The organism is Portibacter lacus (assembly GCF_021533215.1).
Lineage (GTDB): Bacteria > Bacteroidota > Bacteroidia > Chitinophagales > Saprospiraceae > Portibacter > Portibacter lacus.
Genome location: NZ_JAJNKA010000005.1, coordinates 147,248 through 173,337 on the forward strand (window position 1 = coordinate 147,248; position 26,090 = coordinate 173,337).

General features: G+C 36.6%; 13 protein-coding genes. 9 read left to right on the plus strand and 4 right to left on the minus strand.

What is annotated here, in order from left to right:
* Nucleotides 1-51: 51 nt before the first annotated feature.
* Both L2586_RS10060 and L2586_RS10065 read left to right on the plus strand, forming a co-directional pair.
* A complete protein-coding gene (locus tag L2586_RS10060) occupies nt 52-1,704 on the plus strand; it encodes a tail fiber domain-containing protein (protein ID WP_235292762.1) in 1,653 nt (550 codons plus the stop codon).
* A gap of 277 nt (nt 1,705-1,981) precedes the next feature.
* Nucleotides 1,982-3,943, plus strand: coding sequence for an ATP-binding protein (locus tag L2586_RS10065; RefSeq protein ID WP_235292763.1), 1,962 nt, complete (start codon nt 1,982-1,984; stop codon nt 3,941-3,943).
* A gap of 9 nt (nt 3,944-3,952) precedes the next feature.
* Here the strand turns inward: L2586_RS10065 and L2586_RS10070 are convergent, their stop codons facing one another.
* The 4 genes from L2586_RS10070 to pgi all read right to left on the minus strand — a co-directional run bounded on the left by L2586_RS10070 (nt 3,953) and on the right by pgi (nt 18,521).
* Complete coding sequence (locus L2586_RS10070; RefSeq protein ID WP_235292764.1) at nt 3,953-4,852, minus strand: metallophosphoesterase; 900 nt, start codon at nt 4,850-4,852, stop codon at nt 3,953-3,955.
* Nucleotides 4,853-4,933: 81 nt separating this feature from the next.
* Complete coding sequence (locus tag L2586_RS10075) at nt 4,934-5,341, minus strand: LytR/AlgR family response regulator transcription factor (RefSeq protein WP_235292765.1); 408 nt, start codon at nt 5,339-5,341, stop codon at nt 4,934-4,936.
* 63 nt (nt 5,342-5,404) lie between these two features.
* Nucleotides 5,405-16,339 carry a right-handed parallel beta-helix repeat-containing protein gene (locus L2586_RS10080; RefSeq protein WP_235292766.1) on the minus strand — a complete coding sequence of 3,645 codons (10,935 nt, stop codon included), beginning with the start codon at nt 16,337-16,339 and terminating at the stop codon, nt 5,405-5,407.
* A gap of 529 nt (nt 16,340-16,868) precedes the next feature.
* Entirely contained in the window at nt 16,869-18,521 is a 1,653-nt protein-coding gene (gene pgi, locus L2586_RS10085) for a glucose-6-phosphate isomerase (RefSeq protein WP_235292767.1), read from the minus strand.
* 176 nt (nt 18,522-18,697) lie between these two features.
* Here pgi and L2586_RS10090 point away from each other — a divergent pair, with 176 nt between their 5' ends.
* From L2586_RS10090 to L2586_RS10120, 7 genes are all read left to right on the plus strand, one after another.
* Complete coding sequence (locus tag L2586_RS10090) at nt 18,698-20,146, plus strand: right-handed parallel beta-helix repeat-containing protein (protein WP_235292768.1); 1,449 nt, start codon at nt 18,698-18,700, stop codon at nt 20,144-20,146.
* Nucleotides 20,147-20,162: 16 nt separating this feature from the next.
* A complete protein-coding gene (locus L2586_RS10095) occupies nt 20,163-20,804 on the plus strand; it encodes an outer membrane beta-barrel protein (protein ID WP_235292769.1) in 642 nt (213 codons plus the stop codon).
* A gap of 112 nt (nt 20,805-20,916) precedes the next feature.
* Entirely contained in the window at nt 20,917-21,984 is a 1,068-nt protein-coding gene (gene lpxK, locus L2586_RS10100; protein ID WP_262914138.1) for a tetraacyldisaccharide 4'-kinase, read from the plus strand.
* Nucleotides 21,985-21,987: 3 nt separating this feature from the next.
* On the plus strand, nt 21,988-22,584 hold the full coding sequence (gene cysC, locus L2586_RS10105) for an adenylyl-sulfate kinase (protein WP_235292771.1): 597 nt from the start codon (nt 21,988-21,990) through the stop codon (nt 22,582-22,584).
* Between the two features lie 2 nt (nt 22,585-22,586).
* Entirely contained in the window at nt 22,587-23,882 is a 1,296-nt protein-coding gene (locus L2586_RS10110; RefSeq protein WP_348535575.1) for a nucleotide sugar dehydrogenase, read from the plus strand.
* A gap of 21 nt (nt 23,883-23,903) precedes the next feature.
* A complete protein-coding gene (cysD, locus tag L2586_RS10115) occupies nt 23,904-24,809 on the plus strand; it encodes a sulfate adenylyltransferase subunit CysD (RefSeq protein ID WP_348535576.1) in 906 nt (301 codons plus the stop codon).
* Between the two features lie 20 nt (nt 24,810-24,829).
* A complete protein-coding gene (locus tag L2586_RS10120; RefSeq protein ID WP_235292774.1) occupies nt 24,830-26,089 on the plus strand; it encodes a sulfate adenylyltransferase subunit 1 in 1,260 nt (419 codons plus the stop codon).
* The last annotated feature ends 1 nt before the right edge of the window (nt 26,090 follow it).

Sequence of the window (26,090 nt, forward strand, 5' to 3'; positions counted from 1 at the left end):
CATAGAGGTTTCATTTTTGTTTTATTCCGAATTTGAGGGAAAATTTAAAAGATGAGATCATTTATAATTGCATTTTTATTGTTTGTTTCATTTGGACTATACAGTCAAGATGAGAAAATAAAGATTGAAATCAATTCTAAGGAAATTGTTCATTTCTCAGAAGACAATATGCGTGTTCAAGGAAGTGCCACTTCAGGTAGCACCATATTGTCCCAAGCCGATGGAGCAGGCTCAATTGCGGTAAAAGGCGTTTCAAGTTTCAATGGATTTAATAATTCTAATTACGGAGGTCATTTCGAAGCTAAGGGTAATACAGGACGAGGAGTTTACGGACTAGGTTCTAATAGCTCTGGAGTCAACTATGGAGGTTATTTTCAAAGTTACAGCGCAAATGGCAGAGGAGTTTATGGCGTGGCAAGTGGCATAGGAAGTGTAACAAATTTTGGAGGTTATTTTAGATCCTTTGGTGGGAATGGGTTTGGTTTATATTCATTAGCAACTTCAGGGAATGGAGTCGGCTTATATGCTGAAGGGGCATCATCCGCAGCAATTTTTAAAGGGGAAACAGAAATAAGAGCTAAGTCGAATGATGCCATTTTATCAATGAAAAGTGTGACTGATTCCGGAGTAAATGCAAGTAGGGTAATCGTTAGACAAGATAATGGGGAAGATGTTTATTTAGGTGATGTAGATCCCAATGGTGGAGATGTTTTTATAAGAGCAGACGGAAATGATGTGATAAAACTGGATGCTACAGGGCTAGTTGGTGTAAATACTAATTTACCCGATAAAACGCTACATATCAAAGGAGATTTAAAAATTGAATCGAACAGAACAAACCCGTCTGTCTTTGCTAAAACTAGTGACGGTACTTCGACGAGGTGGATGATGATGGACAACAATACTAAAGATATTTTATTAGGAGCTCTTGACAGCAATTCAGACGATCTAATACTAAAAAGTAATGGCGTCAATCGAATGTATATAAAGGACAATGGCAACATAGGCGTCGGAACTTCTTCTCCAAGTGAAAATTTTCATATCAAAGGTGACTTCAACCTAGAATCCAATACAGTTGGTGGAGATGAATTAATGTATGTTACTTCCACAGAAGGGCTTAAATCAAATATTCTATACTACAATGAATTATTCGATGAAATTCATCTTGGCGATATTGATCAGAATCTAGACGCCTTTATTCTTGAATCAGGTGGTTTTAATACAATCACATTAGAGAATGGGAACGTTGGCATTAACATGTATCCTAATCATCAATTGGACTTATCCACTGGAGAAGCATACAAGCCTGGAGGTGGGTCTTGGAAAGCCCCATCTGATATGAGGTTAAAGCAAAATGTAAAACCATTTTCTGATGGTTTAGCCACCTTGCTGAAAATGAATCCTGTGAGTTATCATTATAATCAACGATCAGGCTACGACCCTTCTGTAGAATATATAGGTATGATTGCCCAAGATCTTCAAAGGTCTGCTCCTTATATGGTAGAAAAAGAGAAGTCTGGATTCTTAAGTATTGATCCGACAGCATTGACCTATTTGCTGATTAATGCAATTAAAGAACAACAAAAAATTATTGCTGAACTAACACAAGAGAATAAAGAATCAGAGCAGAGGTATCAAAATTTAGATGACAAGCTAAATGAAATGACAAAAAAAGTTGAGTTATTAATTGTTAAAGAAAATTAAGAATTAATGAATTCATATAGGTTTATTAAAATGACACCCAATAACTTTATAAAAGTTTCAACTGTTTGAAGTATCTAATCATCCGCCTACTCTTGCCTATTTTAAGTTTCTCCCAATCAGTCGGACTAAATGAAGATGGTAGAATTGCCGCACATAATGTCATTTTAGATGTGAAGTCAAGTCCAAAAGGAATTTTTGTTGAATTCCATCCGAGAAGACCTCAAAACCAATTAAAAATGATTTTACTAATTTAGAGTACACCCAAACCAACGTTGTAATGAAGTTTATTTACCTATTTCTGGCAAGCATTTTTATCATTTCTTTTGCTAAAGGACAAGATCAGCGTGAAATCGATAGCCTTCGAAAGAACTTAGCAGATACTAATGTAGATTCACTAAGCCATTGTTTATTAGATATGGCGCGTGCATTCTATCATTTAGATAGAGATAGCAGCATGCACTATAATAAATTGGCCCTGGAAAATGCAACATTGATGGAAGATAAATTACATGAGGCTAGAGCAAAAATAAATATCGCTCTAATCAAAATAGAACGGAATCAGCCAGAAGAAGCAGAAAAAATTCTTAAACAAGCTATCCCTCTTGCTGAAGAACTACAAGATGAAATTTCCTTATTAATGGGTTATTCAAATCTCGGATCATTGAAGCATTATGGTACAGACTATGAGGTAGCGGTAAACTATTATCTAAAGGCAGGTGAATATGCAAAACGATTAGGAAATCAATATGAAATCAGCAGGGTATATTACAATATCGCTGATGTGTTCAATCAGAATAAAATACAAGACAAAAGGAATCAATATTACAATCTAGCTATCAAACATAGTAAGACGTCATTTCCTATAGTATACGTAATGGCATGTATTCAAATGGCTGAGTATTATTCAGAAATTAATCAGGATAGTTCAAGTTTCTATTTAGAAAAAGCTTTTGAACTTGAAGACCAAATCAATGCTCCTCAAATATTATTGGAAATGTATTCGGGAAAAGGCGGAATCTTGGCTAAAAACAAGGAATATGAATTGGCTCATACAGCCTATCAAAAATCATTAGAATATGCAATACAATTACAACAAGATTACTACCTCACTGCTTGCTATTGTAATCTTGGTGAAATAGAAATGTACAGAGATAATCTGGAAAAAGGATCTAATTATTTTCAATTATACCAGAAGCATCAATCGAAATCTAACAATGACTATATTGCTGAAAGGTGCTTATTCGTTTGGTCAACCCTAGAAAAGAATAAAGGTAACTACCGATTAGCTTACGAGCTCCTATATGAAAGGGCGGAAATCGTCGACTCCACCTACAGTTTAGAGAATCGAGACTTACTTACTGATCTCGAAGTTAAATATGAAACAGCTACTAAACAAGCTGCCCTTGATCAAAAGCAAGCTGAAATCAATGCCAGGACTTACCAAAGAAATCTCCTTTTTGGAGGATTAGGGTTATCTGTCCTTCTAGGTGGGTCCTTCATTTGGGGGCTATTTAGTAGAAGTAAGAGAGACAAGAAAATTGCACTGCAAGAACAAGATTTAAACGAACAAAAAATTCAAACATTGGAACAAGAAAAGAAACTCCTTTCTATGTCCTCTATATTGGAAGGTCAAGAAAATGAACGCATCAGAATTGCCAAAGATCTGCATGATGGATTAGGTGGATTACTGACTACTGTTAAAGCTCATTTTGGCAAAATTCAATCTGAAATTGAAAAGGTAGAAAACCTAGATATCTACAACACCGCTAACTTGATGATCGACAAGGCACATGATGAAGTTCGACGAATTTCGCATAATCTCATGCCTGCAGACCTCAGAGCTGGAGGACTTCCAATAGCGGTAAGACAATTGGTTCATGAGTTAAGAAGCATACATGAAACCGAAACGGATTTCGAATTAGTGGGTTTTAACAACACAAGAATTAATGAAAAAATAGAACTTTCTGTCTATCGAATCACACAAGAGCTCATTAACAATTTACTTAAATATGCTGATGCCTCGAATGTATTTATCCAACTCTCGAAGTTTGACAAGGAAATACAAATCGTAGTAGAAGATGATGGAAAAGGTTTTAACTACAATGAGGCATTGGCTTCTAGTGGTTTAGGCTTAAAATCAATTCTCTCACGTGTAGAACAATTAAATGGTCATATGGATGTAGTAACATCTTCAGGAAATGGAACTTCAGTGACCATCAACATACCATTGAGTTTATAAAGCTACAAGCTATTTTGCAATCCGATCTGGTTCTAATCCATAACCCTTGATTTCTACTCTATCTGCATAACAATCAACTGTAGCATAAGCAGTGTCCTTCTCGGTTTCTACCATTCCTTTAAAATTGACATAATGCGTTCCATTCTGAGTGGTATAATTTCCTTTATGATTATGTCCATTCATATACAGAATAACGTTATCGTATGGGTCAATTATAGAGACCAGTTCTTTCGCATTCCATAAATTATGAACATCTCCTTCTGGTAACACCGGCCAATGATTACAAATGACAACTTTCTCATTCTTAGCTTTTGCAGACTTGAGTTCTTGCTTGAACCATTTCATTTGTGCATCACTTATTCCTCCATTCCACGCTTGCGCCTGAGGTGCTTTCTTCTCTTTTAATTCATCTAGCTTTATCTGGGCATTTTTCTTGTTTTCACTTCCTTCAGCATATCGAAATAGACTTACTTCTGTCCCGTCTAGGTATATAAAACGCCATCCAGATTTTACTTCACTGTAATAGTTCTTAGCCATTCCTAGCTTATCCATCACCTTGTCCTTATCTTCATCTGCAACATCGAAATCGTGATTTCCAAGTACCAAATGATGAGGCGCTTTTAGCTTTTTATAAATCGGAAGAATATCAGCAAAACTTGCAAGATTTTTATCTATTACATCTCCTAATGTTACTACAAAGTCTAAATTCTCCTTATTCAAATCATCGACTGCCATCTGTAGTTTACCCAGCGAAGCTCTATAAAATCTTGTTCCTCTTGTATCTTGATCTGCATACTGAGGATCTGCAATTACACCATAACTAAGAATAGGTTGGTCATACGATAAGAGTATGTGCGGTCCAACAGCAACAATAGGAATAACAATCTTGATGAATTCGCGTCTATACATGAATTAGATATTTAGTTGTTAAGGTACTATTTTGCTATTAAATACCTTTAATTATCATTCTCAATTTATCCTTTTTCTATTTTAATACTTAATAGGTTCTATTAAAGAAATTATTCTTGATTTATACGTCCTACTCATTGGCAGAATCGATTCATCTGACAATTCAATGTTGCTATTTCCAATGAAAGTAATTTCTGAAGCATTGATAACGTGCGAATGATGAATTCTGATGAATACATCGTCTTCCAGTTTAGAAATCACAGACTTCATGGTTTTCGATACGGTGTACTTCTTCAACGATTTAGTAAAAATGTGTGTGTAATTGCCTGAACTTTCTATTCGAAGAATATCCATTTTTTTCACAAGATGAATTCCTTCTGCCGAGGGCACATAGAGTTTGTCTAGAAAAGGATTATTAGGCTTAAGGATTTCCTTCTTTATTGAAACTACCTTGACATGGTTGAGTTTGATGACATTGTTCTGTTTCATTTGATTGTTTGGTTTTATTGGCAAAAAAAAGAGGAAGCAACATTAAGTTACTTCCTCGACTATTTATTTATTGATAATTACGTCTCCTTTCACTATTACTTTGCTATTCAGACCTAGATTCGTGAAGGCTTTCGGTGTTGTATCTTCATGATTGCCTTCCAATACCACGTTTTCAAGAATTAAGTTTCCGTTATTCAGAATTGCTCCTCCATTAGTTGCAGCATATCCATTCATTAACTTAACACCTTTTATTTCAAAGGTTACCCCTGGAGCAACATTGAAAATTCTAGAAAGATCATTACCAGAAATGGTTAATTTGTCATCACCCATTCCTTTCAATACTTTGTCAGAATCGATTAAGATCTCTCCTGAAGTAAGCGTAATTGTTTGATTTAATAGAGCATTATCAAAGTAAATGGTATCACCTATACAAGGACTATCTATGATACTTCGGAATGAACCATAACCACTGTCATTATTATTCATCACCCTGTTCACTGCAGGTTCCACTTCTATGGTTAATTCTTCTGTGCTCGTACAATCGCCCGAAATCAAGGTATAGGTAATGACATGCATACCCGGACCAGCAAGAGCAGGATCGAAATCGTTTCCTGAAATACCAGGCCCACTAAATGTACCACCAGAAGGCGTAGCATTTAAAGGCATAATACCATCAAAGAAGCAAAAACTAGCTACCGGATCAATTGTAATTGCGGTTAATGGAGTGACCACTAATTCATAATCCATCGTAGATATACACCCATCTTTACTTGTGACTTCTAATGTATACATTCCATCATCACTAATTGCTGCTGTGAAACTGTAATTCGTTCCTGCTCCTACTATACCTGTTCCTACTTCTACTCCTTCATGCAACATCCTAAATTCATCTGTTGCCGCACCCGTCAAGCTAACATTTACAGTCTCACCTTCACATATGGTAAGCGATCCACCATCCAAAATCTCTAGTGCATTAACCGTTAATTCATTCACAGGGAAAACCCCGACCTCATAGATAAAGGTCATCTCCGTTGTACATCCACCTACTTTCGTAACGACTAGTTTGTATTCGCCAGCAAAATAGGAAACAGAACCAAAGTTGTAATTTATACCCATTCCTATTGTACCATTAATCACTGGATTGCCATCACGTGTCAGTGAATACAAGTCCATTTCATTTCCAGTTAGGAAAAGTGTAACATTTTCTCCTTCACAAAATTTCACCGTATCTAAGTGGTATATATTATTACCATTCGTTGTTAATTCATAAGTAACAGGAATAGCGACTAGATTATTCCAGTAAATATCATAATCAACACCCAATTCTGTATTGTGACCTTGAAGTATGATATTTTCAAAGTGGGTAGATCCGAAACTGCTTAAATTAACACTTGTATAGGTCAAGTTACCTTGTAAAGTAGACACTGTAAATCTGAATTCACCATCTGGCAATACTTTCATTCTAAGGGTAACCCACTGATCGTATACAAAACCTGATGGAAGTCCAAGATCAGCCCATGTTCCATTATCAAAGACTCTAAACCTTGGTGTTCCACTATCTGAAGTAAATTCAAGAATCGGATATGCACTTAAGGCGTTCGATGCGTTAAATGCTTCTCCCCAGAAACCCGCCATTCTTCTTCCTGTGGTTGCCCAATCAGAAGGAACAAATAAATCAATCTCTGTTTCAAGACTGGAAGGATGGACTGCTATTCTTCTTCCTTGGGTATTGTAGAAATTATTACCAGCAGGATATCCATTGTTTGATGTAATACTATGTTTTAGTGTATTCGTAGTTGCATCTGGCGCCGTTGATTGTGAAACAAATTCTACAGGCGTCTTACCAAGTTCAGGTTTAAATCGATCAATAGACCAAACACCTACGCCTTCTTCTCCGCTCGCTCTAAGCTCTGCCGCTTCAGAAAAATCAAATGGTGCACATGGTTCTACGACTTTAATCGTAGTTGTACTTGTTGCAGAACAGTTATTAGCATTCGTAACAACAACTGTTAACTCCATATCGCTATTCCCACTTGGATAAAATTCTATTGGGTTTACTGCATCATCAATGATTGTTCCGTTAGTAAGCGTCCAAGCGTAAGTATCACCTGAACCAGGTACACTTGCCATATTACCCGTAGAATTAAACCACACTGCATAATCTGCAGTAATTTCTGCTGAGGATGTAGGTTTAACATTTAATGTATAAGAAGTCGTTGTAACACAACCTTCAGAATTGGTCACTGTAAAATCATAGGTTCCTGCATCACTAATTGCAGCTGTGAAATCATATGTAAATCCGCTACCGATGCTTCCTGAACCTACGGAAGCACCATTAAATACCATATCAAATACATCCGTTGATTCTCCTGTCAAACTCAATGCTACTGGATCTCCTTCACATACAGTCAATGTCTGACCATCACTTAAAGCATTACCTCCTTCTGATAATGTAAAGACGGGTACAGGATTAACTGTTATCGCTACTTCTATGACATCACTTACACATTCGAAAGCATCAAGTATACCATTATCATTTGCATCATTATAGACATATGCTACCGAAGTTAACATTCCTGGTATTGTTGGGTCTGCTAATCTCAATGACATTTTTTCTAAAGCTGCATGATTAGCGTTAAATGTTTTCACTTTAAAATCAGCATCGAGAGGAGGTGTTACAAGATTCGTTCCCTCATAATCAATCCACATTGCCAAGTTGTTTATATCAGGTGATATCATTGATAACACTACATTGTCATCCGTATCACAAACTTCTAGGCTTACATCTTCGTCTGTATCTACTACATCATTATTGGTGTTTTCTATGGTTACACTATTAATTGTATAGTTTATTTTTTTAGTCAGGTATTCTTGGATAATAGCCTCGTCTACTTCTACAAATGGCGTCGAACTCTGGTAATTATTCGTTGATAATCTGTTGTCAATTCCATTGAGATTAAACGTATTAGATCCAAGATCGATATTACAAACCGTCGGCGAATTTCCACGTCCAAAATATGCTGGTGAATCACCTACGTTTTGGCTACCTGATCCAGAATTATTGCTTACATAATTTGCGTTAGTGTGACCTCCTCCTTGAAGTTGAATTCCGACATCGTTTCCTGTTAATACATTTCCTGAAACAACATGGTCTGAACCTTCTATAACGATACCAAAACCTTCTTCGGCTGATGAAGATTGCTTATAATTCGTCACCGTATTATTTGTTAACGTAACACCATTGGGTATATCAGCATATCCTTGAGGATTCCCATTGGTGAAGTCTCTTCTCATTACCACAATACCTGCTCTATCTCTAAGATCACTATTCGCATTGGTCAAGTTGATATTATTCGCATGGAGGGTAATTCCACCATCTGGATTTTTGATTTCGATTCCATATCGTCCTCCTCCAGTAATAATATTATTATTGATGGTATTCGAACCAGTGTTGTCATTCAAACCTAGTACACCTATTGCGTTATCTCCAGTACCGATTGCGATCGTATTATAAGAGATATTAACATTAGAAGCGGTTCCATCCTGAAGTTCGATTCCACAGCAGTTGTTATTACTTAAACTATTATTTGTAATGTTGATATTTTCTTTGAAACCATTCCAGATAACAATTCCCCGAGCACCAACTGTGTGACCAGAAATCATTGAACCATTAATCGTCACATCATTTATAGGACCATTGGCATAGAAACCTGATCCTCCGACATTGTCTAGAATCGCTACGTTATCAACAGTTAAGTTATCATTTCCTCCTATTGCATAGATTCCTGCATCGGCGGTTCCAGATGAACCAGCAAAATTCTGAACGGTAAGATTTTGTAAGGTTACATGAGTTACATTATTATCGATGAAGATCCCATCTCCTGTTCCTGCAAGTCCAGTACCATCGATAATATAAAGTTCCTTATCCGATGTTTTCCCTTGGATGGTTAAGGATTTACTTACCACAACTCTTTCATTATATGTCCCCTCAGCTATTTCGATCGTGTTTGTCGCTGTTGCTGCTTCTATAGCTTCTTGTATGGTACAGAAATATTCATCTGAGTCAGTATTATGAACAGGGCCAATTGCAACACCAGGAGTTACTGCATCAAAGGCATTATCTAACCAAGGACAAAAATTGACATTCTCGGTCACATTGTCTCCTATTCCAGGACCTTCACCTGAAGGTCCTAACTCATCGCCCCACCAGTTTGATGAAGCATCAATTTCAACTTCTGAACCTGAGGCTGTGAAGCCATAAATATTACCGAAAATATTGTTGTTATTCGCGATAACAACACTCTCGTCAATTGCATCAAAACCTACAGCAACACCGATTGTGTTTCCACTGATTGTATTGTTAGAAATGATAGCTTCAGTTCCTAGACCACTATAGGTTGAAACTAATATTCCTGCGGAAGATGATCCATCGGTTAGCGCAGTACCCAAATTACCACTTACAATATTGCCCATAATATTAACTTTGGCACCTGCATTTATATCTAACATATAATCTATCCAATCTCCAGCCCCCTTTCCTGTATATATATTATTTGTGAAATTGGAACCCGAAATCCCAGTTCCAAAGTATTGCATTCCTATTCGACCAATTTCGTCAAACATACAATTGCTAACATCAACGTTACCTGTTCCAAAAGCAGCATAAGCAGTACCTGCATATGGACTTCCCGACGATTGGTATTTAATATTTGTGAAATAAACATTATCAACAGAACCTGAGCCTGTAGATCGAACTGCTTGCCATACTAATTTTCCTAGACCATTAATTGTCATTTTTTCTAAGTGGAACTCTATACCAGCATTCACTAAAATAAAACCTCGTGCATTTCCTGTATTCCCAGTATTAAATCCCGGTCGTAGAACCGTACTTGTTTTCCCAAGACCTTGCAATGTGATGTCTTTTGTTACAACAATCTGCCCAGGTTCTGTGTAATCCGTAAGCTGAATTTCTAAGGTATCACCTGCTACTGCTGCATCTATACCATCTTGAATAGATGGATAGAATACCTCAGTGGTAATATTCAAAATTGGGAACATTCCACCACATGCTATAGGCGTTGGCTGAAACCCAATATCAACATTATCATCTGTTCCATCTGTTAAGTAAGGACTTGATGTTACTCCTCCATTAATTTTGTTTTGAATATCAGATTGATCTACTGAACCCCAATAGTTACATGAAGCATTTACTGAACCTGACATTTTATTCCAGACCCCTAAATCAACATTTGTAAAGCTGTTATTATTAATCATAATGTCTGCGACATCATTATTGTCCTCAATTAATACAGCAACTGCATCTGAAGGAGATTTGTGATCAATAATCGTATGAATGTTATTGTTTAATACATCTGCACTTGGTGTATTTCCTTCTAGACCAATAGCATGCGCCCAAAGTCCTTCTATGTCACTAATATCATTATTCGTTATCTGTGCATCCACAACATTTCCACCGCCTGAACCACCATATCCTAACAAAATTCCATAGGCGCCTTTTCCACCTTTACTTGCAGAAGCGAAAGGTATTGTTGCAGCTCTAACTAAGTCTATACAATTCTCACTTATTACTAAACCTGTGATATTCCCAGCGGCTTGTGAATCCCCAATAAATATAGCAGAGGCACTTCCATTCGAAATGGCTGGATCTTTTATCCCTGCATGAATATCTCTAAACTTGTTATTAGCAATGTTGATGTCATCAATAGATGCGTTATTCACATTAACAAATAAAGCATGTGTATTCCCAGATTCGGTGTTATTCCCGACTTGAGTAATGATATTATTGGTGAATGTAAAACCTCCATGCTCTGAATTGTAAACCGCGTAATGTCCACCTGAATTCGTTAGTGTAAATCCAGAAATGGTAACACCATCTGCTGATACGGTAATTGGAGTTGTTCCACCAGTTTCAGGCTCTATGATTGTTTCTTCGCCTCTTACATCACAACCTGCAATGGTAGCATTCGCACCCTTTAATACAATACCTTTATTTATATTGATATCCTCACTAAATGTACCAGCTGGTAGGGTGATCTCATGTCCTGCCAATGTTTCAGCATCATCAATTGCATCTTGAACCGAACAGAAAAATTCTCCAGTATTAGTATTTTTTATAGGTCCTTCTAGTTCTTCAGTTCCGCTCCCTATCGGTACATTATAATACAGACAAGTTTCCACCATTGCATTTACCGGATTTCCTCCTCCATAGCCTTCTCCTCCAGGACCATCAGGGTCTCCCCAGAAATTTTTCATTGCATCTACCATTGGTGCCGTTGTAGTAACACCAAAGTCATTGAAATAAATATTATTGTCATTCGCTGTTACTTCGCTCACATCACTTCCATCATACCCTACCGCAATACCTGTTGAATTATTGGTAATTTGATTTCCTGTTATTGTGGCCATAGTACCTGGCGCGAAAAATGTCGAAACAAGTATTCCAGCTGATGTAGAGCCATCTGTACTTGCTATTCCCCTGTTTCCTGTCACCGTATTATTAGTTACATTGACAACTGCTCCTGCACTGATATCTAAACCATAATCTAACCAATCTCCAACACCTTTACCGGTGTAAGTATTACCTGAAAATGTCGAAGTAGATACTCCAGTACCGAAGTATAATATCCCTATTCTACCTATTTCGTTAAACATTGAATTCGATACATCTACCGGTCCTGTTCCGAAGGCAGCAATAGCTACTCCAGAATAATCTGGACCCGATTCTTTGTACTTGATTTCAGTAAACTGAACATTATCAACAGCACCTTCTCCTTTGTTTCTAATCGCTTGGTAAACGAGTTTTCCTGTCCCATCTATCGTCATGTTGGATAGATTAAAGTCAACATTGGCATTCACCAAAATAAATGCTCTTGCATCTCCTGCATTTCCAGTATCTGTGCCAGGTCTTAAAGTTGAACTTGCTTTGTCAACACCAACTAAGTTTAAATTTTTATCAATAATAATTTGACTTGGTTCCGTAAAATCAGCTACTTCTATTTTGATCGTATTTCCTGCATTAGCAGCCGTAACTGCTTCTTGGATTGTACAGAAATATTCCCCAGAACTGATATTATGAATTGGTCCAACTGCCATTCCTGGGTCTGGTGTTGCATCAAATGCATCGTCTAACCAAGGACAAAGCAAAACATTCTGACTAACCGTGTCTCCTGTTCCATATCCCGCTCCAGCAGGTCCTAAATTATCGCCCCACCAGTTACTTGTAGCATTGACCGAAGGTCCAGTGGATGAAATACCATACTCATTATCAATAATATTGTTTTCTGTCGCATTTACTACACTGACATCACTTCCATCATATCCTACAGCGATTCCTGTTGTGTTATCCGTAATGTTGTTATGTAAAATGTTAACACTATTTGGAGCAGAATTCGCTGGTGTCGGAAAGTAAGAGGTGACTAATATTCCTGCTGAAGAAGACCCATCCGTTGATGCTTCTCCAGTATTTCCACTTATGGTATTGTTCTCAACAGTTATAGTCGTTCCACCTGAAATATCTAAAGCATAATCTAACCAATCGCCATCTCCCTTTCCAGTGTACATATTATTAGCATAGGTTCCAGATATAACGGCACCTGGAATTACACCATTTCTATAATGTACGCCTATTCTTCCGATCTGGGTAAATATACATCCTGTGATATCCACATTACCATCTTGAACTTGAACGGCAATGCCTATATATGGAGAGGCTGAATGTTTGATTTCATTAAAGGCAACATTTTCAACTTTTCCACCATCTTGAAATCTTAAAGCAGTGTAGGTGTCTTTTCCTGTCGCATCGATGGTCATTTTTTCAATACTTACATTCGTTCCTGGTTCAGTCAGAATCCAAGCACTTGAAACATTACCATGTCCACTTGATGCTGTGTTGTAATTTGATCTTAGTATTGTCAATGTCTTTCCCTTTCCTTGAATGACTAAGCTTTTATTAATTGTGATCTGCCCAGGTTCTGTATAATCAGCAAGCTGAATTTCTAAGGTATCACCAGACGTAGCTGCATCTATCCCTTCCTGAATAGTGGAATAGAATACTTCAGATGTAATATTTAGAATAGGAAACATTCCTCCACATGCAAGTGCCGTTGGTTGGAAACCAATATCCGCTGGCAAATCATCTGTTCCATCTGTTAAATATGGGCTTGCTGTTACAGCACCACTGATCTTAGATTGAATGATTGCCTGATCTATGCTTCCCCACCAATTACAAGTAGCCTCAACAGCTCCTAATGCAGCTCCATTATATATCGCATAATTATTATTGCCTTCAAGGCTGTTGTTAACAATTAGAATTTCTTTTCCTGTTAAGTCTTCACCATCCTTAATTGCTATTCCATTATAAGAAGAGGAAAGGATATTTTCGCTTATAGTTACAAGACCTGAAAAAGCTCCACCATACAGTCGGATAGCTCCTTTGTCTACTTTTAATTTTGAATTAGCATTGTTAATTGTATTTGCTAAAACCGTAACGTCACTGCATATTCCTGATAATTGTAATCCTTGCTCTGGAGTATTTTCAATTATATTTCCATGTATAGCTAGTCCGTTAGCTCCATCTACTAATAATCCTCCATAGGCTGGATTGCTAATCTTATTATTCGAAATACTTCCACTTACTCCACCAAAAACCATCCCTGATTGCAATTCATCATTTGAGGTTCCTTCTATTAGATTTCCTTCTATCGTTAGGTTAGCAGTGGTCGTCGTAAGCCCAGACTTTATTGCTGTATAGACACATTCTATAAACCTGTTGTTGTTTATTGTAATCCCACTAGTATTACCTTGGATATAGATCGGCCACTCACTTATTGCCGAAACTCCAAAAAATTCAAAGCCATTAATCATCACATCACTCCCTGCGCTTATTCTTATATTCTCCGTTAGCATAGCTTCTGCAACTCTGCTTCCATCAACTGCACTGATCGCTGAATTCGGTCCAAGGATAGATAATTCTTTATCTATCATAAGAGGCTCACTGTAAGTTCCGGCGGCTACTGTAATCGTATGTCCATCTAATGTTAATACATCATCAATGGCCGATTGTATGGTAGCATAATGGAGTCCATTGTTTACATTCGTTACTACACCCACAATCATAGCAAATGAAGCATCTTCACTATATGACGCTAGTAAATTTTCCCCTGTACTTGCTTCGGAAAGGGTAGACTTGATATCTGAAATATTTGTTACGCCATGCCAATTTCCTTCGAATAATATATCAGCTGCACTTTCATTAATCACAGCACTTTTTCCAGGAACTAAATTGGAAAAGTCATTCAAACTAATTACTGTGTTCGCCGGACCTTGTATAGACCCAATACTCATAATATGATTCGGAACATCAAAGGTATTTCCTTGGATTATTAACCCGTCCAATGTTGCTGGATTTCCTCCATAGGACGCACCGTCATCTCTTACACTAATAGATATGGCTGGTCTTCCATCAGGATATGAGCTTGTGCCCGTTATTCCACTATTCGTTATACTAGAATTGATTAATGATATGCTCTGGAAGGTATTAAATTTTAGATTTAGGTCAATGGCAGAATTAGAACCATACCCTGGGTCTATTCCACACATATCTACTGTTATATTATCAAATACTGCATTCGATAGCTTTTCGATATATAGACCCTTCTGTAGATTATTCGTAAATGTACAGTCTTTAACAAGTACACCATCGATGGTAGTCGGTGAAGAAGAACTATTAGGCCATGCAAATCCTTGGTTATTATCATGAAAAGCACAATCTGTTACTGATAAATTCGTAATGTTAGCTGAGCTTCCAACTTTAAACCCAACGCTTGACCCAGAGAAGTCGGAATTTTTGATGGTTAGATCATCGATACTGCCAGAGTTTACATTTATTCCATAAGTTGAATTATTAGCACATTCGATTTGATCAATAACAATATGATCCCCATTTGTTATTCTGATTCCTTGTACGAATCCTTGAATTTTGAAGTCACTAATTTCTACATCATCGACCTCTATTGTTATTCCGTACCCAGTTGTTCCTTCTATAATCGTATTAGAAGGATCATATCCTTTCAAGATAATACTCTTATTTAGCACTACATTTTCATTAAAAGTACCATCTGAAATATTTAGCACATCATTTGCCACTGCATCATCTACCCCATCTTGAATTGTGTTATGTCCTGTATGCTTAGTAGTGTTATTTACTGGTGCATAAGATACAATCGGGACAGGTGTTGTTGCACTAGCATTAGTTGTCTCTCCGTCCAATGCATTCGGACCACTAAAGCTCCACTCATTGATGTCAAATAATGAACCTGCAGGAGCACTTCCTGGATTTCTAAATGCCCAACCATCTTCATACTCCCAAGGTTCTCCATTACCATCCACGTTAATATCTCCAAAGACATCTATTACTAAGCCATTGTAAAACAACTCAATTGCATCATCTCCATTTATACTCATCGATCCACTGACATAATCAGGAGCAAAGTCAAAAAAACTAGTAAAATTAGTGGCTTCACTTGCTATATAAATATAATCTCCTGCATTTCCTGAAATCATAGGAAAAGTAAATTCTTCTCCATCACTTCCATCTCCATTATTCGCAGCGCCAATACCTAACTTAGATAGGTCAGCAATATCTTCGAGTAAAAATATCTCTACTCCCTTCGGTGTTCCACCAGATAGTGGACCATCATAAACTGCAGTAATCATAGCTACATCTCCAGGAGCAAAATTATAAGCCGCTTCTTTTCTCTCTTCTATCCATTTATTCAGCCAATTTTCCCATTTCGAAAATCTACTTTCATAGTTTTCATGAATGCTTTCTGTTGCAAAACTTACTAAATTTGGTCCTAGTGTGCTGATGTTACTAGGTTGAGCTTTTAGATTGATACTTCCGGTAATTGATAAAAGAAATAATAAAGTAATCTTAGTGATACATAGGTATCCTCTTAGGATAGGGTGTTTCATTTTCATGTTCTAAATAATTAGGTAGTGGGTAATCCATCTCATAGTTTGAAATGGCATATAAATTATGACACTAATCATTAACCGGAAAACGACGTTGTAAACAAACTTAGCTAGTAAAGTAGAATTAGCTACTTTAACCTACGAATATTAGCCTCAGTCTTGAGCAAATCAAGACATGGGATTCAAAAATTTTCCAGAATAAATAATTTGGTGATTTTCGAATTCGAGATTAACTAATTCGAGCAGGTATGTAATTTGAAAAATGGTACCTCCTTATCCAAAAGCGGAATAATTTAGAAAATACTATGGAAGAAATAAAGCTTTGGTGGGTAAAAATAAGCATGTTAATAGGGTGTTTTTAGTAGGTTTAAAATAGTGTTATGGGGTTATCTGCAGTAAAAATATAAAAAAATTTAACATCTATAAAATTTTAACATGTTTACACAAAACAAATAAAATTCCGGCCTACAATATTCAGATGAAATAATTTTTCACCCAAATCACCTATTGAACAATTTTCAATAAATCCAAATAGCTACTTCCTTATCGCTTTGTAAGCATTTATCAGCCCATTCGTACTTCCATCATGACTAGAAACTTTATCTGAATTTTCTAATTCAGGAAGAATCTTGTTCGCTAATAACTTGCCCAATTGCACACCCCATTGATCAAAAGAAAAAATATTCCAGATATATCCTTGAGTGAAAATCTTATGCTCATACATTGCAATCAGATTACCAAGAGTTTCTGGGGTCAATTTTTTTACTAGGATTGAATTAGTCGGTCTATTTCCATCGAAAACCTTAAATGGGACCAAACGATTGATTTCTTCAGCAGACTTTCCAGAATTTTTTAAATCTTCTCTCACTTCCTCTTCCGTCATCCCTGCCATCAAAGCTTCTGTCTGTGCGAAAAAATTTGACATCAAGATTTCGTGATGTTTACCTAGCGGATTATGACTAATCGCAGGAGCGATAAAATCACATGGAACTAGTCTTGTTCCTTGGTGTATTAATTGATAAAAAGCATGTTGACCATTCGTCCCTGGCTCTCCCCATATAATTGGGCCAGTCTGATATTCTATTGGATTTCCAGCTCGATCCACCGACTTTCCATTACTCTCCATGTTTCCTTGTTGGAAATAAGCTGCGAAACGATGCATGTATTGGTCATACGGAAGAATCGCTTCCGTTTCAGCTCCCATAAAGTTCGTGTACCAAATACCTATCACCGCAAGAATTACAGGAATGTTTTTCTCTAACGGAACGGTCTTAAAATGAACATCCATTTCGTGCATTCCCTTCTGAAGAGATTTAAAATTATCATAACCAATTGCACAGGCAATCGGCAATCCAATAGCTGACGATAAAGAAAATCGACCTCCTACCCAGTCCCAAAATTCAAACATGTTTGCAGTGTCGATTCCAAAGGCTTTGACATCTTTTTCATTCGTAGAAACAGCTACAAAGTGCTTCGCTACCTGTTCTTCCTTTCCTCCATTTGCTAAGAACCACTCTTTCGCAGAAAGGGCATTCGTCATGGTCTCTTGTGTTGTAAATGACTTAGAGGCAATGATAAACAATGAGGTTTCAGGATCTATCTGCTTAAAAGTTTCTGCAATGTGAGTTCCATCTATATTAGAAACAAAATGCATATTAATTCCATCTACCCAATACGGTTTTAATGCTTCTGTAACCATGACTGGCCCTAAGTCAGATCCGCCAATCCCTATATTTACAATGTCTGTAATTTTCTTACCAGAATATCCTTTCCACTCTCCTGAATGTAGCGCATTTGTAAACTTTTCTAGCTGTTTCATTACTTTATTTACAGCAGGCATAACATTCTCCCCATCCACAAATATGGGATCATTAGAAAGGTTTCTTAAAGCTACGTGTAATACAGCCCTATCCTCGGTCTCGTTAATTTTTTCACCGTCAAACATTGACCTAATACCATCCCATATTCCTGTTTCTCGAGCCAAGTTTAATAACAAGCTCAATGTTTTATCTGTAATTATGTTTTTAGAATAATCTACGAGGACGTCACCGAAAATCATAGAAAACTTAGCAAATCTATCAGGTTGCTCAGCAAATAAAGCTTTTATCTCCACATATACCATTTCGTCATAATGGTTTTCAAGTGCTTTCCATGCTTTTGTTCCTTTTGGATTTATTCTGTCTAACATATCTAATTTTTACACAATTTTAATCACAAAAAGTGGTAATGTGTTCATCTAATCATTGTTTTTATATGAATTGGTCACAAACCAATTTTGTCTCCTCCACTTATTCATGACTATTCTTCTAAGTATTTAACCCACTTCCATTATTAAATGAATAAATTATGGCCCAAAACACAAACATGAAATATAGCGTTTTCCTTTTTATACTATTCTCACATCACCTAATAGCTAATAATTACTATGTAAAACCCAGTGGGTCAGATACAAATAACGGTCTGTCTCCCTCTACTGCCTTTTTAACATTACAGACAGCTTCTGATGTTGTTATTGCAGGGGACACCGTTTTCGTTTCCCCTGGAACATATGCCGGATTCGATCATCGGGAAACATCCGGTACAGCAGGAAATCCAATAGTATTCTTAGCAGACGGAGAGGTGCTTATCAACCAACGTGGGCCTATAAGAAATGATGGAATAAACATTGAAAATGCAGATTATATTGTAATAGATGGATTTACAGTAAATGATATGCCTGGCAGTGGAAATGGAATTAGAGCAGTACTTGCAGATCACATTTTGATAAGAAACAACTCTTGCGATAACAATGGAGAGAGAGGGATATTTACTGGATTTACGGATGATATAACCATAGAGTACAATCTTTGTACAAATTCTATAGACGAACATGGAATTTATGTTTCGAATAGCTCGGATCGGCCGATTATAAGGTATAATGAGTGTTATGGAAACAACAATATAGGTATTCACATGAATGGTGACCTTTCGACTGGAGAAGATGGAATTATTCATGATGCTGAAATCTATGGCAACATAATTCACGATAACAATAGAGCTGCAGGAATCAATATGGATGGCTGCTTACGGCCGAAGGTTTATAACAATTTGATTTATAATAATCATTCCGCTCAGGGTATTGCCTTGTTCCAAGGTGACGGAGCTATTGCCACTCGAGAGGCTGAAATGTTTAACAATACAATCATTGTCCCTACGGATGGTCGTTGGGGAATTCTATTAGCATCTGGATCGCATGTAGGGACGAAGATCTATAACAACATTATTATTAATGATCATTCCTTTAGAGGTTCGATAGCTGCTGAGTCTGCAGGCGATGGATTCGAAAGTGATTATAATATTGTCAATGATAAGCTAAGTGCAACAGGTGACGGGTCTACGATTCCTTTTGCTGACTGGCAAGCACTAGGGTTGGGTCAAAATAGTATGTTAGCTGGAAGTAAGGTTAACCTATTCAAAGATCCGTTATCCCCTTCTCCTAACTATGAATTAAAATCGGGATCTCAGGCCATTGATAATGGAACGATTTCTCCTGTTTTATTGGACTTGGCTGGAACGTCTAGACCTCAGAATACAAACTTTGATATCGGAGCATATGAGCGAATATACTGTCCTGAAAAAAGAACACTTTCACCATTAGACGCACCTTTTAATGGTCAATATTATGCACGTGATTCAATTATTCTGACTGGAAACATTGACATAAATGCATATACAACTTTTAGTGCTCAAGCATTTGAAAATAAAGGGCAAATTCAGCTTGGTGCTCCGTTTGTACTGAGTTTTATAAAAATGGGTTGCGAAGAAGGTGAATAAGTATTAGTTTTGGGTAATGAAAAATTATATTCTAGTAACATTTTTTGCTGTATTTATTATTTCTGTCAATGCGCAGCCAGGCTTAGAAGCTGGAGCACTGGTCCAGCCACAAATCTATGGCCAATTGTATGATACAGAACTGAATGATCGGTCCTTAAAAATTCCATATTCTTTTGCGATTGGATTTGATCTAGGTTATAACTTCACAGATAAGTTTGGTTTTAGAACTGGAGCAATCTATACTCCTGAAGGTGAAAAATATAATATTACAAGCACAGATCCGGAGGAAGCATATGAACTAAATTTAAGCTATATCCAAGTTCCTTTCTACTTAAAATTCAATTCAAGCACAGAAAATAGGTTCTCATTTATATTTATCGCGGGACCAAGTATTAGCTTCCTAAATGACGCAACACTTACCCAAGATAGTGAAGATCCTGTTCCTGTATTAGGAGACTATCGACGATTTAATACTGGGGGAGCTATAGGATTAGGATTGCAAATGAATATAGAACGAGGAGGTAATGTTAATCTACTATGGCGAAGTGGGGTATCACTTAACCCTGTCCAAGAGGAGGGCTCGATACTTTCAAGGTCTGTAAGCACAGGATTACAAGTTTCTTATCATTATTTTATCTATTCGCCTTCTGGTTACTAACAAAAAAGAGTGTTTTAAAACCAAAACACTCTTTTTTGTATTTAATGAGATTGATTTCTGATTATACTTAATCTTAAATCGTTATTCAAAAATCGAATTCATACTTTGTATTATGGTTCAGAATGTGCTTGTAAAATTACTGCTATCTCCTTTTTCATTGCTGTATGGCTTGATTATAAGCATGAGAAACTTCTTTTTTCATATTGGTCTCATTAAGAGATCCTCATTTAATATTCCTGTCATCAATATTGGAAATTTGTCGATTGGTGGAGCGGGCAAAACACCTCATGTTGAATACTTAATAAGACTCTTAAAGCCATATATCAACACTTCCGTTTTAAGTAGGGGGTATGGTAGGAAAAGTAAGGGATTTTTATTTGTAGAGCCAGGAGGAAATGCGAACGATTTTGGAGATGAACCACTTCAGTACAAAAGAAAAAACAAGGATCTCGTGGTTGCTGTTTCAGAAAGTAGAGCACTCGGAATACCAGAAATGATTAAAAACTACCCAACCATTCATACTGTTCTGCTTGATGACGCTTTTCAGCATTTAGCAGTGGAGGCAAGCTTAGACATTTTACTTACAGAGCAAACGAATTTGTTTACCGATGACTACTTGCTCCCTTCTGGAAGGTTAAGAGAGTGGCGATCAGCATACAAGCGAGCTGACATCATAATTGTAACCAAATGCAGACCTGGTTTCGACGAAGAACAGAAGGCAAGTATTATTGACAAAATTAAGCCAGAACCCAATCAAAAGATTTTTTTCTCGCATTATGTATATGGGGATCCCTATAATATATACAATGCGCAGCAAAGGGTGAAATTAGATGAGCACAATACTATTCTGATGGTGTCAGCAATTGCGAATACTGATTACTTAAGCCACTACTTGGAGTCTTTAGGCTGTGAATTAGAGCATATCCAATTTGAAGATCACCATTACTTTACAGAGCATGAAGTTTCGGTTATCAAGGAAACTTATGAAAAGATAGAAAACCCCAATAAAATACTTCTCAGCTCGGAAAAGGATGCGATGAGACTTGACCTTCATCAAAAATTCATAGTTTCGAATCAAATTCCTATTTTTGCGCTCCCGATAAAAGTTGAATTCTTATTTGAAGAGGGTAAGCTTTTTGACGAAGCGATAAAGAGTCATCTAATAAATTTTAAAATTTAATACTTGGAAAATATCCACCCTATTTTTGATCGTATAGTTAGTAGGAAAGAAAAGGAACAGTTTCTCAACCAAAAGTCAGGTGTTTTTTGGTTAACGGGATTGTCAGGTTCTGGCAAAAGTACCATAGCTGAAAAGGTTGAGCGAATGCTTTTTAATAAAGGTCATCTTGTTCAAATCGTTGATGGAGATAATATTCGATCTGGTGTTTGCAATAATTTAGGTTTTAGTCTTGAGGATCGTGAAGAAAATATCAGGCGAATAGCAGAAGTATCGAAATTGATGATGAATTGTGGTATCATTTGTATTAATAGTTTTGTAAGTCCTACAGAGAAAATCAGAGAAAAGGCGCGAGGTATTATTGGTCCTGATGATTTCCATGAGATCTTTATTAGCACAACATTAGAAGAATGTGAAAACAGAGATGTAAAAGGCCTTTATGCAAAGGCACGTGCCGGGGAAATTAAAAACTTTACAGGGATCGACTCTCCATATGAGATCCCTAGAAATCCAGCACTCGTTGTGGAAACAGCAACAAAATCAGTGGAAGAATCTGCACAGATGCTTTTTGAATTTATAGTAGAAGAAATAGAAAAAAAATGAGTATTTATCAAGATTTGCTTAATCGAAAAACTAAAATATGTGTCGTTGGTTTAGGCTATGTCGGCCTCCCAATTGCTCTTGAATTTGGAAAATATTTTGATGTCATTGGTTTTGATATTAAAGAAGATAGAGTCGCATTAATGAAGGCAGGTGAGGATCCTTCTAAAGAATTAGACCGTTCAGCTTTTGAAAAGAAATCCATCCAATTCACTTCCAATCCTGATGAAATAATAAATGCTTCATTTTATGTTGTTGCCGTACCTACCGATATTGATGAGTCGAGGGTACCAAACTTAAAACCAATTCTTGGAGCATCTAAGTCCGTTGGAAATATACTTAAGAAAGGTGATTATGTCGTTTTTGAATCTACTGTTTATCCAGGATGTACAGAAGAAGATTGTCTTCCCATTTTAGAACGTTTATCTGGATTAAAATTAGGGAAAGATTTCAAACTAGGATATTCACCGGAAAGAATCGTCCCAGGCGATAAAACTCGTACATTAACTAAGATCACAAAAATAGTCTCTGGTTCTGACGCCGAAGCTTTAGAAGAAATCGCGAAAATTTATGATCATATATTGGAAGAAGGTATCCATAAAGCATCATCTATTAAAGTGGCAGAAGCCGCTAAGGTTATCGAGAATACTCAGAGAGATTTAAACATATCATTGATGAATGAATTATCAATGATTTTTGACCGTTTAAATATTGATACTAAAGAAGTATTAGAAGCAGCAGGTACAAAATGGAATTTCTTAAAATTTTATCCTGGTTTAGTTGGTGGTCACTGTATTTCTGTAGATCCTTACTATCTTCTGCATAAGTCAAAACAATTAGGTATAGATCCACAAGTTATTGCTGCAGGAAGGAGAATAAATGATGGTATGCCATCATTTATAGCTAAAAAAGCTGCTCAAATGCTAATAGAAAATGGCAAGAATCCTGGAAACTGTAAGGCTCTTATTATGGGCGTCACTTTTAAAGAAGATGTAGCTGATATACGCAACTCGAAGGTAATCGATTTATACAAAGAATTAACCTCTTATTCCATACATGTTCATATAACAGATGAACATGCTTCTCCGAATGAAGTTGCACATGAATATGGTGTTTCAATGGTTGATTCCATATCATCCGATTATGACTTAGTAATAGTTGCTGTAGGTCATGATAAATATAAACATATGAACATATCTAACTATAAATCAATAACTAACGAAAATCCAATCATAATCGACCTTAAGGGTATTTATGATAAAGAAACTTGGGAAAAAGCTATGACTTATTGGAGGTTATAGTAATTTTGGGGCTCAATTTATATCATGAGCTATCATATTAATCATTTAAAAGAGCTAGAATCTGAGTCTATTTTTATACTTAGAGAAGTAGCAGCGAAGTTTGAAAATCCTGTCCTTATGTTTTCAGGAGGAAAGGATTCAATTCTAATGGTGCACCTTGCCCATAAGGCTTTTTATCCAGCAAAGATTCCATTCACATTACTCCATGTTGATACGGGGCATAACTTTCCTGAAACCATAGAATACAGAGATGGTTTAGTTGAAAAATTAGGGCTAAAACTAATTGTTGGTTCTGTTGATGAAGCCATTAAAAATGGTCTAGTAACAGAAGAAAAAGGATTTGATGCGTCTAGAAATGGTCTTCAAACTGCAGTTTTACTTGACGAATTAGAAAAAGGAAAATTTGATGCTGCTCTAGGTGGAGCGAGAAGAGATGAAGAAAAAGCTAGAGCAAAAGAACGTTTCTTTTCTCACAGAGATGAATTTGGTCAATGGGATCCTAAAAATCAACGACCAGAGCTTTGGAATCTTTTCAACAACAAACACCAAATAGGTGAGCATTTTCGAGTATTTCCTATCAGTAACTGGACAGAACTGGATGTGTGGCAATACCTTGCAGTAGAAGAAGTTGAACTCCCTTCTCTTTATTTTTCTCATCAAAGAGAAGTATTCAAAAGAGAAGGTACACTGTTAGCCGATTGCGACTACATTAATAAAAGACCAGAAGAAGTAGTATATGTTGAAACCGTTAGGTGTAGAACCATTGGAGATATGACATGTACTGGAGTTTGGGAATCTGATGCTAGTACTGTAGAGGATATTATCAAAGAAATATCTACCACAAGGATGACTGAGAGAGGTGGAAGAACAGATGATAAGAGAAGTGAGACAAGTATGGAAGACCGTAAAAAACATGGTTATTTTTAGAAAATTGACATAAAAATAAAATGGAATTTAAGAATTCAGAGCTTTTAAGATTTACAACTGCTGGTAGCGTTGATGATGGAAAATCAACATTGATCGGAAGATTACTTTATGACAGTAAATCTATCTACCAAGATCAATACGATGCAATTAAAACTGCGAGCGAAAAAAGAGGAGAAGAAAATGTCAACCTTGCATTACTTACTGATGGATTAAAATCAGAAAGAGAACAAGGAATTACCATAGATGTTGCTTACCGGTATTTTTCTACTCCTAAAAGAAAATTTATCATCGCAGACACTCCTGGTCATATCCAATATACCAGAAATATGGTAACAGGTGCTTCAACAGCAAATGTAGCCTTAGTGATTGTTGATGCAAGACACGGCGTAGTCGAACAAACTAAAAGACATGCCATTATTGCTTCTTTACTTCAGATTCCTCACTTGGTTGTTTGTATTAACAAAATGGATTTAGTTGATTACAGCCAAGAGGTCTATAATAAAGTGCATGACGATTTTGAAGCTTTTGCTGCAAAATTAGATATTAAGGATGTTTCATTTATTCCAATTTCTGCTTTAGATGGTGACAACGTGGTCAATCGGTCTACTAACATGGATTGGTATGAAGGTTCTACGCTAATTTACTACCTAGAAAATGTTCATATTTCAAGTGATCACAATTTTATTGATGTTCGTTTTCCAGTCCAAACGGTAATTAGGCCTTATAATGATGATTTTCATGATTATAGAGGTTACGCTGGACGAGTTGCTGGTGGAGTTTTAAAAAAAGGAGATGATATCATGCTTCTTCCTTCTGGATTCACCTCTAAGATATCCAAGATCCAAGGTCCAGATGGTGAGCAAGAAGAAGCTTTTCCGCCACAGTCCGTTACTGTATTAATAGAAGATGATATAGATATCGGACGAGGAGACATGATTGTCAGACCAAATAATTCCGCGACCGTAACGCAAGACATTGATCTTATGATCTGTTGGTTTAGCTCTGATAAGCAACTTCAACTCAGAGGAAAGTATTCGATTCTTCATACTTCTCAAGAAGTCAGATGTATTGTTAAGGATATTAAGTATCGTTTAGATATTAATTCTTTACATAGAGATATGGAAAATAAAGAAATTAAGATGAACGAGATCGCTAGAATATCTATTCGTACTACAAAACCATTATTTGTTGACCCTTACCGCAAGAATCGGATAACAGGAAGCGTTATCATTATTGATGAAGCTACTAACAATACAGTTGCAGCTGGAATGATCGTTTAAA